Annotated in this window: 10 protein-coding genes; 6 read left to right on the top strand and 4 right to left on the bottom strand. The window is 71.2% G+C overall.

The window, feature by feature from the left end; translation table 11 throughout:
- Positions 1 to 1,299 (top strand): amidase (locus H5J26_RS22055; RefSeq protein ID WP_181767665.1); only part of this gene is annotated, 1,299 nt, incomplete at its 5' end.
- A gap of 23 nt (positions 1,300 to 1,322) precedes the next feature.
- Here the strand turns inward: H5J26_RS22055 and H5J26_RS22050 are convergent.
- The gene (locus H5J26_RS22050; protein ID WP_210771624.1) at positions 1,323 to 2,831 is read right to left on the bottom strand and encodes an FAD-dependent monooxygenase; all 1,509 of its coding nucleotides are present in this window, start codon (positions 2,829 to 2,831) and stop codon (positions 1,323 to 1,325) included.
- 36 nt (positions 2,832 to 2,867) lie between these two features.
- Between H5J26_RS22050 and H5J26_RS22045 the strand changes: the two genes are divergently transcribed.
- Both H5J26_RS22045 and H5J26_RS22040 read left to right on the top strand, forming a co-directional pair.
- Positions 2,868 to 3,536: a TetR/AcrR family transcriptional regulator C-terminal domain-containing protein gene (locus H5J26_RS22045; protein ID WP_309238017.1), complete on the top strand. Its 669-nt coding sequence runs from the start codon at positions 2,868 to 2,870 to the stop codon at positions 3,534 to 3,536.
- A 147-nt stretch (positions 3,537 to 3,683) separates the two neighbouring features.
- Positions 3,684 to 5,753, top strand: coding sequence for an elongation factor G (locus tag H5J26_RS22040; protein ID WP_181767664.1), 2,070 nt, complete (start codon positions 3,684 to 3,686; stop codon positions 5,751 to 5,753).
- 44 nt (positions 5,754 to 5,797) lie between these two features.
- Here the strand turns inward: H5J26_RS22040 and H5J26_RS22035 are convergent, their stop codons facing one another.
- Positions 5,798 to 6,511: a FadR/GntR family transcriptional regulator gene (locus H5J26_RS22035; RefSeq protein WP_181767663.1), complete on the bottom strand. Its 714-nt coding sequence runs from the start codon at positions 6,509 to 6,511 to the stop codon at positions 5,798 to 5,800.
- Positions 6,512 to 6,683: 172 nt separating this feature from the next.
- On the opposite strand from H5J26_RS22035, the gene H5J26_RS22030 reads away from it, so the two are divergent.
- The gene (locus tag H5J26_RS22030) at positions 6,684 to 7,235 is read left to right on the top strand and encodes a gluconokinase (RefSeq protein ID WP_181767662.1); all 552 of its coding nucleotides are present in this window, start codon (positions 6,684 to 6,686) and stop codon (positions 7,233 to 7,235) included.
- A 90-nt stretch (positions 7,236 to 7,325) separates the two neighbouring features.
- Entirely contained in the window at positions 7,326 to 8,729 is a 1,404-nt protein-coding gene (locus H5J26_RS22025) for a GntP family permease (RefSeq protein ID WP_181767661.1), read from the top strand.
- Positions 8,730 to 8,805: 76 nt separating this feature from the next.
- Here the strand turns inward: H5J26_RS22025 and H5J26_RS22020 are convergent, their stop codons facing one another.
- Together H5J26_RS22020 and H5J26_RS22015 are read right to left on the bottom strand one after the other, a co-directional pair.
- Complete coding sequence (locus H5J26_RS22020) at positions 8,806 to 10,155, bottom strand: polysialyltransferase family glycosyltransferase (protein ID WP_181767667.1); 1,350 nt, start codon at positions 10,153 to 10,155, stop codon at positions 8,806 to 8,808.
- 41 nt (positions 10,156 to 10,196) lie between these two features.
- Entirely contained in the window at positions 10,197 to 11,183 is a 987-nt protein-coding gene (locus H5J26_RS22015; protein ID WP_181767660.1) for a glycosyltransferase family 2 protein, read from the bottom strand.
- A gap of 187 nt (positions 11,184 to 11,370) precedes the next feature.
- Here H5J26_RS22015 and H5J26_RS22010 point away from each other — a divergent pair.
- The coding region (locus H5J26_RS22010; RefSeq protein ID WP_419183832.1) for a DUF6716 putative glycosyltransferase at positions 11,371 to 12,546 on the top strand (1,176 nt) is incomplete at its 3' end.

Below are 12,546 nucleotides of genomic sequence, written 5' to 3'. Positions count from 1 at the left end.
ACGCTGAACGCCTTCCGCCGCGTGCGCGGGGAGGCGGCGCTGGCCGAAGCCGACGCCGCGGACAGGAGGTTGGAGCGCGGAGAGCGCCGGCCCCTGCTGGGGGTGCCGCTCGCGGTGAAGGACGACATGGACGTGGCGGGACTGCCGACGGCGTTCGGCTGCCCCGGGGACTTCCCGGACAAGGTGGCGGACGGGGAGGCCGTACGGCGGCTGCGCGCTGCCGGTGCCGTGATCGTCGGCAAGACCAACTCACCCGAACTCGGCCAGTGGCCCTTCACGGAGGGCCCGGCCTTCGGCGACACCCGCAACCCGTGGAGCCTGGAGCACACGCCGGGCGGGTCCTCCGGCGGCTCCGCCGCGGCCGTCGCGGCGGGCCTGGTGCCGGCCGCGCTGGGGTCGGACGGGGCCGGGTCCATCCGCATCCCGGCCGCCTGGAGCCATCTGGTCGGCATCAAGCCGCAGCGCGGAAGGATCTCCACGCTGCCCGATCCGGAGGCGTTCAAGGGCATCACCGTCTTCGGGCCCCTCGCCCGTACCGTCGAGGACGCGGCACTGTTGCTGGACGCGGCCGCGGGCAACGCGGACGGCGATCTGCACCGGCCCGAGCCGGTGGACGCCTCGTCCGCCGTCGGGCGTGACCCGGGGCGGCTGCGTATCGCGCTGTCCCTGCGGCCTCCGTGGACCGCGACGCGGAAGTCACTCGATCCGCAGGTACGGACAGCGGTGACAGCGCTCGCGGAGCGGCTGGCGGAACTCGGACACGAGGTCGAGGAGGCCGATCCGGACTACGGGCCGATCGGCCTGGCCTTCGTGCCGCGGGCCACCGCGGGCATCAGGGAGTGGAGCCTGCGCGCCCCGGACCCCGCCCTTCTGGACCCGCGTACCCGCAGCGCGGCGCGCACCGGCCGTCTTATGGAGAGGACGTTGCTGGGTGCGGCACGCTCGGCCGAGGGTCCGTTGCAGCGGAGGGTCGGGCGCATCTTCCAGCGCTTCGACGTCGTCCTCGCGCCGACCACCGCGACGCCGCCCCTGCGCATCGGCGACCTCGCCCGGCTCTCCGGCTTGCAGACCGACCGCACGATGATCGCCCACTGCCCGTACGCATGGCCGTGGAACGTGCTGGGCTGGCCGGGCGTCAACGTGCCCGCGGGGTTCACGACGTCCGGCCTCCCGCTGGGCGCCCAGCTGCTGGGCCCCGCCTCCACCGAACCGGTGCTGGTCTCCCTTGCCGCCCAACTGGAGGCGGACCGGCGGTGGTTCGAGCATCGGCCGCCGGAGCATGCGCCGGGCCGGAAGTGAGCGCAGCGGCGCCCTCACGGTCGTCAGCGCAGGCCGAGGCCCGGCAGCAGCCCGGTGAGGGAAGCCGTCCACTCGTCCGCGGCGACGGCGACATACCCGTCGGGCCGGACGAGGAACAGGCCGCGCCCGTAAGCCCGTTCGGCATGCTCCTCGGTGTGGGTCAGCCGGCGGGCGCGCACGCCGGCCGGGACGGAGCCGGGCAGCCGCGCGTTGCCGAAGGAGAGCAGCGTCCAGTGCGGGCCGCGGAACTCGTCGAACAGCCGGAGCCGTTCGCCCTGCCGTGACTGCTCCCCTGAGCTCGCCGCCGATACCGCGAGCGCGTCGGGCGCCCGGTCGCCCGCGCGCAGCTCACCGTCCGGCGACGCGCGCAGCTCGTGGGCGAGGGAACTGCCGCGGTATCCGATGTCGAGTTGCTGCGTCTCGCGGCCGCGCTTCTGCTGGCCGCGGTGCACTCGTGTGCTGAGGCCGAGGACGTCCGCCGCCAGGGGCAGCCGTTCCTCCTCGTAGGTGTCGAGGAGCGCGTCCGAGGCGCCGTGCCGCAGTACCTGGCCGAGCTTCCAGCCGAGGTTGTAGGCGTCCTGCAGCCCGGTGTTGAGGCCCTGACCGCCGGCGGGGGAGTGCACATGCGCCGCGTCGCCGGCGAGGAAGACACGGCCCTCCCGGAAGCGGTCCGCGAGCGCCGCGCTCGCGCGGAACAAGGAGGCCCAGCGCACCTCCTGTACGTCCCCGGCGGAGAGCGTGCTGCGCTTCTCGACCAGGGCTCGGACGTAGTCAGGTGAACTCTCCGGCGGTGCGGACTCGTCGGTGAACTGGGCTGCCAGCTGGAACAGTCCGGTCCCGTCCAGCGGGCACAGCGCCAGGGGACCGCCCCGGGCCTGCGGCCACACGTGCCAGTACTCGCTGCCGAGTCCTGCGAGCCGCACATCGGCGATGAGCGCGGGCCGGGAATCGACGCTCTCGCCGTTCATGCCGACGCCGAGTGCCTTGCGTACGGTGCTGCGCCCCCCGTCTGCGGCGACGAGGAACGCCGCGGATGCCGCGCTGGTGCCGCCGTTCCGCGCCGTGAGCTCTGCCCGTACGCCGTCCCCGTCCTGCTCCAGGCCGGTCAGCCGGGTGCCGAACTCCACCTCGCCGCCCAGCGAGCGCAGCCGCTCGTACAGCAACTCCTGGGTGCGCCACTGGGGGAGCAGACGGATCTCGCTGTACGGCTCGCCCGGCCGGGGGGCTGCCCGCTCCACGAGGTCGAAGGCCTCCCCTTGCGTGCCGCCCTCCCAGGGGAGCATGCGCGGATAGGGACGGCTCTCTCGCATCACGGCTTCGCCGATGCCCAGATCGTCCAGGACCTCCAGGCTGCGCGGCTGGAGACCCTTGCCCCGCGAACCCGGGAAGAGCGACTCGCCCTGCTCCACCACGCGGGTCCGCACACCTCTGCGGGCGAGGTCGCATGCGAGGGCGAGGCCGACGGGCCCCGCTCCGGCGATAAGCACGGCGGCGGCCTGCGTATCTTCCTTAACGCTGTTAAATTCCACCATGACCCGAGAGTTGCTTAACGGTGTTAAATTGTCAACGTGGCAAGGTCGAAGGGGCAGACGGCACTGAATCGCGCGCAGATCGTGGAGACCGGGCTGAGGCTGCTGAACGAGGTGGGGCTCGACGGGCTCACCCTGCGCCGGGTGGCCAAGGAGCTGAATGTCCAGGCGCCCGCGCTGTATTGGCACGTCGGAAACAAGCAGGAACTTCTCGACGAGATGGCCACGGCGATGCTGCGCGAGATGAGCGGGGGGCAGGGGAGCGATCCCCCCGGCTCGAACTGGCAGGAGCTGCTGGCGCAGGCGGGCAGGGGTCTGCGCCGAGCGCTGCTTCGTTACCGCGACGGCGCGAAGGTCTTCGCGGGCACAAGGCTCACCGACACCGGGCACGCCGAGGAGCAGGAGGCACACCTGCGGCGGCTGGTGGCCGCGGGCTTCTCGCCGGACGCCGCTGCACGCGCCTCCTTCATCGTCTTCGTCTTCACAGAGGGCTTCGTGATCGAGCAGCAGGCCGTGCATCCCATGCCGGGCGAACGCGCCCCGGGGTACGACGTGACCGAGCGGGCGGAGGCGCTCGGCCCGGAATTCCCCCTCGCGGCGCAGGCGGGCGCCGACCTCTTCGGCGACTACGACGCCCGCTTCGAGGAGGGGCTTTCCGCCGTGATCGCAGGCATCGGCGCCACGTTGGGCCCGCGTACGCAGAGCTGAGGCCGTCGAAAACCGGTTGTGATCCGCGGGCCGCCTCTGCTGTGCTCCCCGGCGAGAGCAACGCCGGGACCAAGGAGAAGAAGATGCAGCGAGCGTTCATGTCCACCCAGAAAGGAACTTTCATCCACCAAGAGGACATGACGCTCTGTGAAAACGCTCAACCTGGGAATCCTGGCGCATGTAGACGCCGGTAAGACGAGCCTGACCGAGCGGCTTCTCCACGCCGCCGGTGTCATCGACGAGGTCGGCAGCGTCGACGACGGCAGCACACAGACCGACTCCCTGTCGCTGGAACGGCAGCGCGGCATCACGATCAAGTCCGCCGTCGTCTCGTTCGTCATCGACGGGGACGTGACGGTCAACCTGATCGACACCCCCGGGCACCCCGACTTCATCGCCGAGGTGGAACGGGTCCTCAGCGTGCTCGACGGCGCGGTGCTGGTGATCTCCGCCGTCGAGGGAGTCCAGGCGCAGACGCGGGTGCTGATGCGGACGCTCCAGCGACTGCGCATCCCCACCCTTCTGTTCGTCAACAAGATCGACCGGCGCGGGGCCCACGACGGCCGGGTGCTGCGGATGATCGGCGAGAAGCTGACACCGGCGGCCGTCCCGATGGGGTCGGTACGCGAACTCGGCACCGGCGACGCCGGCTTCACCGCACACGGCCGCGCGGACGAGGCCTTCACGGCCCGGCTCGCGGAGCTCCTCGCCGAGAACGACGACGCGCTGCTCGCCGCCTACGTCGAGGACGAGGCGAGCATCACCTACGACCGGCTCCGCGACGAGCTGGGGAAGCAGTCCCGGCGGGGACTTCTCCATCCGGTCTTCTTCGGTTCGGCCATCACCGGCGCGGGCGTCGAGTCCCTGACCGCCGGAGTCAGGGAGCTGCTTCCCTCCGCGGACCACGCGGAGGAGAAGCCGGACGAGCCCGTCTCCGGCACGGTCTTCAAGGTCGAACGCGCCGCGGGCGGCCAGAAGATCGCATACGTGCGGATGTTCTCGGGCACGGCCCGCGTCCGGGACCGGCTCCCCTTCGGGGACGGCGGCCGGGACGGCGACGCGGATGCAGGCAGCCACGCGGACGCAGGTGACCGCGAAGGCGCGCGGGAAGGAAAGATCACCGGCATCAGCGTCTTCGAGCTGGGCTCGGCCGTTCAGCGTGAGTCGGTGGTCGCCGGGCAGATCGGCAAGCTGCGGGGGCTGGACGGCATCAGGATCGGTGACGCGATCGGAGCGACACCGAAGGGGAGTGTGGAGGTCCACCACTTCGCTCCGCCTACCCTGGAGACCGTGGTCACACCCGTCCGTGCCGCCGACAAGGGCGCACTGCACGTGGCGCTCACTCAACTCGCCGAGCAGGACCCGTTGATCGACCTCCGGCAGGACGAACTCCGTGCTGAGATCCACGTGTCGCTCTACGGCGAGGTGCAGAAGGAGGTCATCCAGTCGACGCTCGCGGACGAGTTCGGCCTGGACGTGACGTTCCGCGAGTCCACGACGATCTGCATCGAGCGGCTGAACGCCCCCGGCGAGGCCGCCGAGATCATGAACAAGGAGCCCAACCCGTTCCTCGCGACCGTCGGGCTGCGCATCGAACCCGCCCCGCCCGGCAGCGGTGTCGAGTACGGGCTGGACGTCGAACTGGGCTCCATGCCCTACGCGTTCATGAGGGCAGTCGAGGAGACGGTGCGGGCGACCCTGCACCAGGGGATCCACGGGTGGCAGATCCCCGACTGCCGGGTCACCATGACGCACTCCGGGTACGCGCCGCGGCAGAGCCACGCGCACGCCGTCTTCGACAAGAGCATGTCGAGCACGGGTGCCGACTTCCGCCAGCTGACGCCCCTGGTCGTGATGGCCGCGCTGAAGCAGGCGGGCACCACGGTCCACGAGCCCCTGCATCACTTCCGGTTGGAGATCCCGGCGGAGACGTACGGGGCCGTCCTGCCGGTGCTCTCCCACCTGCGAGCGGTTCCCCGTACGTCGGCGACGCACGGGGAGGCGTACGTGCTGGAAGGGGAGATCCCCGCCGCCCGGATCCACGGACTGGAGCAGCAGCTGCCTACGTTGACCAGCGGTGAGGGCGTTCTGGAGTGCGCCTTCGCCCGCTACCAGCCGGTCAGCGGCGCGATCCCCGGCCGGCCGCGCACGGACCACGACCCGCTCAACAGGAAGGAGTACCTGCTGCGCGTCGTGCGCAGGGTCACGGGGGCCTGAGGTTCACGCCCGGGCATGGCCCGCTGCGTGGCCGGCCCGGCGAATCACGGTGCGAGCACGTCCAGTTCGGCCATCGCGTCCTCGGTGATGGTCCGCATCACCTTCTCCGCCGTTCGGCCGTCGCCTTCCCGTACGGCCTCGGCGACCTGGACGTGCATCGTGACCGCCTCCGGCCGCGGATCGCTGAACATCACCTCGTGCTCGGTGCGTCCGGTGAGCACCGCCGCGACGACGTCTCCGAGCCGGGCGAACATCTCGTTGCGCGATGCGCGCAGTATCACCCGGTGGAAGGCGACGTCGTGCACGAGGTAGTTGGGCAGTTGCTCACCGCGTGAGGTGCGCACGAGACCCAGGGCGTGTTCGGTCAGCTCCGCGCACTCCTCCGGGGTGGCCAGTTCGGCGGCGAGGCGGGCGGCCACCGGCTCGACCGCGGAGCGCAGCACGGTCAGGGAGCGCAGCTGCCGGGCCCTGTCGCTCCCGGCGAGCCGCCAGGTGATCACCTGCGGGTCGTAGACGTTCCACCGCTCGGTGGGGAGGACGGTCACGCCCACCCGGCGCCGCGACTCCACCAGGTGCATCGACTCCAGAACCCGCACGGCTTCACGTACGACGGTGCGTGAGACCTCGTACCGCTCGGCGAGCTCGTCGGTGAGCAGCACCGTGCCCGGCGGGAAACCGCCCGAGGTGATCGCGGGCCCGAGCTCGGCGAGCAGATGTGCGTGGAGGCCGCGCCCCCGGCCCTCCGCCTGGCTGGTCATGGGTCTCCTGAGTTGTCTCCGCCCCCGGTGGATTCAGCCTACCCACGGGCCGGCGGGTCTCCGTTCCGCATATTAAGTATGACCAATTGATGTCTGCCTATTGAATACGTGTGACGTAATGAGGTTGAGTGGCCCGCGCCCTGGTCGAAGAGGACGGACAGCGAGGTGTGGCATGAGTGGCACGGGCAGTGCCCGGGACGGTGAGGCCGCCGAGGTCGTGATCGTCATGGGGGTCGCCGGGACCGGCAAGACCACCGTGGGCGCCCTGCTGGCAGAGGCGATGGGCGTGCCCTACGCGGAGGCCGACGCCTTCCACCCGCCCGCGAACGTCGCGAAGATGACGGCCGGCACACCGCTGGACGACGCCGACCGCGAGCCGTGGCTCGACGCCATCGGCGGCTGGGCGCGCGAACGCGAGGGCGTCGGCGGGGTGGTGAGCTGCTCCGCGCTCAAGCGCGCCTACCGGGACCGGCTCCGCGCGGCCGCCCCGCACGTCTTCTTCCTCCACCTCACCGGCGACCGGACGCTCATCGCGCAGCGCATGGAGCGGCGCCGGGACCACTTCATGCCCCCCAGCCTGCTCGACTCGCAGTTCGCGACGCTGGAGCCGCTGCAGTCGGACGAGCGGGGGGCGGCCGTCTCCGTACGGGTGGGCCCGGACACCGTCACCGAACGTGCGCTGGCCGTGCTGCGCGGAGGCCGCGCTGCGCCGGTCCGCCCGTAGGGCCTGCGTCCCCGTAACCGGGGCGATCTCGACGTACCCGTCGACCGCCCCGCCCCCATTCCCCTGTAAGTCTGTCGAGAAGGAAGAACCGTGCGCCATCTCAGTGCCGAGATACTCGCGGCCGGGCCGGAACCCATCGATCCGATCAGCTCGGCCGGCAACGCCCAGCTGGGGATCGCCGCCCTGGCCGGAATAGCCGTCATCGTCGTCCTCATCACCCGCTTCAAGGTCCACGCCTTCCTGGCGCTGACCCTCGGCACGCTCGTGCTGGGCGCGGTCGCGTCGGCCCCGCTGGACAAGACCATCGAGAGCTTCTCCACGGGACTGGGCGACACCGTCTCCGGAGTCGGCGTGCTCATCGCGCTGGGCGCGATCCTCGGCAAGCTCCTCGCGGACTCGGGCGGCGCCGACGAGATCGTCGACACCATCCTCGCCAGGACGAGCGAGCGCGCGATGCCGTGGGCGATGGCGCTGATCGCCGGCATCATCGGGCTGCCGCTCTTCTTCGAGGTCGGCATCGTGCTGATGATCCCGGTGGTGCTGCTCGTCGCCCGGCGCGGCAACTTCTCCGTGATGCGCATCGGCATCCCCGCACTCGCCGGTCTCTCGGTGATGCACGGCCTGGTGCCCCCGCACCCGGGGCCGCTCGCCGCGATCGACTCGGTGAAGGCCGACCTCGGCATGACCCTCGCGCTCGGTGTGCTGGTCGGCATCCCCACGCTGATCATCGCGGGCCCGCTCTTCGGACGGGTCGCCGGCAACTGGGTACACGCCCAGCCGCCCGAGGGCATCGTGCCGCAGCGCCCCTCCGACGACCTGGAGCGGCGTCCCCGCTTCGTCGCCACCGTGGCCACCGTCCTGCTGCCCGTCGTGCTGATGCTGGCCAAGGCTCTGACGGACATCGTCATCGACGACCCCGAGAACCCTGTGCAGCGGGTCGTGGACGTGATCGGTTCGCCGATGATCGCTCTGCTGGTGGCGGTGATCGCCGCGATGTTCACGCTGGGCAGGGCAGCGGGCTTCACCAAGGGCCGCATCACTTCGACGGTCGAGAAGTCCCTCATGCCGATCGCCGGCATCCTGCTGATCGTCGCCGCGGGCGGCGGGTTCAAGCAGACGCTGGTCGACGTCGGCATCGGCGAGATGATCCTCGACTTCTCCAAGGACTGGTCCGTCCCCGCGCTGCTGCTGGGCTGGCTGATCGCAGTCGGCATCCGGCTGGCCACCGGCTCGGCGACCGTGGCGACGATCTCCGCCGCCGGCCTCGTCGCGCCGCTCGCCGCGGACATGAGCTCCGCGCAGTCCGCGCTGCTGGTGCTGGCGATCGGTGCGGGCTCGCTCTTCTTCAGCCACGTCAACGACGCCGGATTCTGGCTGGTGAAGGAGTACTTCGGGATGAGCGTCGGCCAGACCATCAAGACGTGGTCGGTGATGGAGACGCTGATCTCCGTGGTCTCACTGGTCTTCCTGCTGCTGCTCTGGCTCGTCGTCTGAGAAGTCCGGCACCACTGCGGCGGGCCCGGCACCGGACGTCGACTCCGGTGCCGGGCCCGCCGTTTGTCGCGGGCGCTCAGCCCATCGCCGCCCGCTTCAGTGCCCGTACGCGCCGTGCCACCCTGCGCACGGTGCGGTTGCGGGGTACGAAGGCGAGCTGCCGCGGCACCGCGCCCGGCAGGGCGAGCGAGGTGAGGCGGCGGCGCTTGAAGTAGCGGCGGGTACGCGCGTCCAGGTGCGCCGCGAGATACCGCTCGGCCTCGGTGCGCAGCCCCGGGTGGATCTCCGCCTGCATGCAGAAGCCCACCGCCCGTACCAGACCGGTCAGTTCGCGCTCGACCTCGTCCGCGTCCGGAGCGCGCCACGCGCCCACGGCGGTCGCGTCGCCGACCTCCGGCAGCAGCGCGTCGACGAGCGTGACCGGCACCCGGTTGCTGTTCTGGTACGGGGCGATCCGTTCCAGCAGCAGATCCGTGCCCGTACGGGCGACGCGCAGCCCGTAGAAGGAGGCCGCGGTCAGCAGCGCGGTCGAGAAGCAGCCCACGACCAGCGACGGGCGGATCCGCTCGTACAGCACCTCGGCGAGCACCGGGGCGTTCAACACCAGCAGCTCCACGCCGAGTTCACCCGCCTCCTTCTCCAACGCACGGGAGAAGCGGGCCGGTGCGACGGGGTGCGGCTTGAACACCACGCTGCGGTGGCCGAGTCGAGCGGCGCCGCGCAGCATCCGTACGTGCAGCTGCTCCTCCTCCTCGGCAGTGAGGATCTCCAGCGCGGACATGTACTGCCCCAGCAGCAGTGCCGGTCCGGAGGGCGCCGAGGTCACGCTCGGCGGCACGTCCTCCGCCAGCTCCGCGAGCACGGACTTGAAGGCCTCGGTGGAGACGACCTCGCCCTCGACGCCGAACTCCGTGAGGAGCAGCGGCTCCAGGCCCGGCAGCAGGTCGAGATGGAGCAGGCGCCGCACCCGGGAGCCGACCAGCGGGTCGAGCTTGTTGCGGGTGGGGCCGTAGCTCATCAGGCCGTCGGCGTAGACGTCGATCGGCGCGTCAGGGAACAACCGGGCGACGGCGAGGGCCGGTTCGACCTGGATGGACTCCACGACGAGTTCGATCTCGTCGTCGCCGAGACCCCACAGCATCCGCGCGTAGCGCTCCCACATCGGCACGTCGTCCGTACGCGGCGACCAGCCCCCCGGGTGGAACGGCTTGATCGCCTCGTTCCAGGACAGGACGCGGTCGAAGCGCCCCCGAAGCCGCTCGAAGCCCGGCATGGAGTCCAGGGCGGGCGTCGTCTCGGGGTTCGCCGCGTTGTTGCTCACCAGCAGCAGCCGGCGGTCGGAGTCGCGGAAGTGCCCGGCGTCCAGGGCGGCGGCGAGGGTGGCCGCCCCGTACAGCGTCGAGGCGAAGAAGATCTGCGTGCGCATCGGGGCCCGTCCTCGGTGAACGCCTCGGTCAGCTGTCTCGCTCATGCGGCCTCCTCCACGCGGGAGCCCAGCGGGGCGGGGCGGCGGCGCAGCCTGCGCAGGCGCGAGGCGCGCTCGGTGTCCATGGAGTCCAGCGCGTCCACGAGCACGTCGGAGGGGAGCCGCTTGAGCGCGGCGGCGCTCATCGCCCGCAGCGTGCGCGCCACCTGCGGCTCGAACCTTCCGCTGGTCAGATGGTGGGAGATGATCGCGCAGTAGGTGCGCACGGCCTTGGGCAGCAGCGTGTCCGCGTCCCGGTCCTTGGACGTCTCGTCGATGACCTGGTCGAAGGCCCGGATGAAGTCGAGCTGGCGGACGTCTCCGATCTGGGTGAGCGACGAGGCCACCCCGCGCCGGTAGAAGACGCCGGTCAGGCCCACGACGGCGAAGGACTTCGCCTCGCGGTGCAACCGCCAGATCCACGGCCGGTCCTCGGCGGTGCGCAGGCCGTGCCGGAAGTGCAGCAGTCCGTCGTCCAGCAGCCTGCGGTGGTAGATCCCGGCCCAGGCGAAGGCGTAGTCGACGGAGGTGGTGCGATCGGCGGGCAGGATCGCCTCGCGCGGGTCCATGACCACGCCGCGGCGGCCGTGCGGGACGCGCGAGACGGTACGGGCGCGGGCCGTGCACTGCACGTGATCGGTGCGCAGGAAGTCGCAGCCCAGGTGCTCGACGGTGGCCAGCAACTCGGAGTAGTAGCCGGGCGCCAGCCAGTCGTCGCCGTCGAGGAAGGTCACGTATTCGCCGCGGGCCACATCGAGCCCGGTGTTCCGGGCGGTGGCGAGACCGCCGTTGCGTTCGTGCCGGACGAGAACGGCCCCTCGGAGATCCCGTTCGGCAGCCGCAAGAATCTCTGGGGTGCCGTCCGTGGAACAGTCGTCGACAAGAATGAATTCGGTGTCGTCGCGCGCATTCGCACGTAGACTTCGAAGGGTTTCCGGGGCATAGGACTGCACGTTGTAGAACGGCACGATGACGGAGAGCTTAACCACCCGGCTGACCTTAAGGGCGCCCGCGGCATCCGTCGTGACCTGCGGAGTACGCGCCGGTGAACGACACATGGCGGGACGGTGAACCCGCCTCGGGCGCCGCCGGGTTGGCCGATCCGCGGTGCGCTGTTAACCGTCTGTTGTATTTGCGTTGGGCCACGCTCCGGAATTGCTTTCTAGCGTCTTGGACGTGCCATCACGCAACCGTTCCGCACTTTCCGAAGGCTCAGCGGATTCCACGCCCACGCTGAGGACGGCGGTGCTCGCCGATTCCGACACGCGTTGGAAATGGGGTGCGCTCACCGCCCGCCGCCTGACCCCCGACGCACGGATCGACGGGCTGCTCCTGCGCGGCCGTGCCACGCCCACCGCACGGCAGCTCGCCGAGGTCGGCGTCACGGTCGATTCCCTGCGCGAGACCAGCGGCGTGCGCTTCGCACGGGAGGCAGCCGACCGGGGCGCGTACGACGTGGTGATCCTTGCCTGCGTCGGCGGAGCGGTGCAGGCGATGCTGCACGGCATGGCCGGCGCGAGGCGCGCGGGGGAGGGCGCGGCCGGCCCGGTGCGCCGCCCCGTGACCGTCACCGGCTACGTCGGCGTCGTCTACGAGAAGCTCGCCGACGGACTGCTGCTGCGGCACGGAGCCGACGTCGTACTGGCCAACTCCCGCTTCGACGCCGAGCGTTTCCGCTCCGTCTACACCGGGGTCGGCGCGGACGACTCCTCCGTCACGGAGGGCGCCCTGCCCTTCCTGGGCGGCGCTCCCTACCAAGGGCCCCAGCCGGGACGGCCGTTCACCGTCGTCTTCGCCGCCCAGCCGTCGGTGCCGGCGAGCCGCGCCGACCGCTCGTACCTTCTGCGCCGCGCCGTGGAACACGCCCGTGCGCACCCCTCGCGCGAAGTCCTCATCAAGCTGCGCAGCAGGCCGGGCGAGCACACCACGCACATCGAGGAGCAGCCGTACCAGAAGCTCGCGGGGCGGCTGTCCGGCGGACTGCCCGCCAACTGCCGCCTGGTCTACGGGCACATGGGCGAGGTGCTGGACCGTACGGACCTGCTGGTCACGGTCAGCTCGACGGCCGCGCTGGAGTCCCTGCACCGGGCGATCCCCACGGCGGTACTCACCGACCTGGGCGTGCGTGAGGCGCTGGGCAACCACCACTTCCTCGGCTCGGGATGCCTCGCCTCCTGGGACGAGCTCGACGACGGTCACCTGCCGGAGGCCGAGCCGGAGTGGACCGCCCGCCAGGGCGTGCTCCCCGGCGGCCGGTACGAGCACGCCTTCGACGCGGCCTGCGAGCGGGTCGCGGACCTGGCCGGGCGGGACGAACTCCCCGCCCTGGCCCCCTACTACACGCCCACGACG

This window comes from Streptomyces albidus (ex Kaewkla and Franco 2022), assembly GCF_013870515.1.
Taxonomy (GTDB): Bacteria; Actinomycetota; Actinomycetes; order Streptomycetales; family Streptomycetaceae; genus Streptomyces; species Streptomyces albidus.
This window is presented reverse-complemented; position numbering and strand designations above follow the sequence as displayed.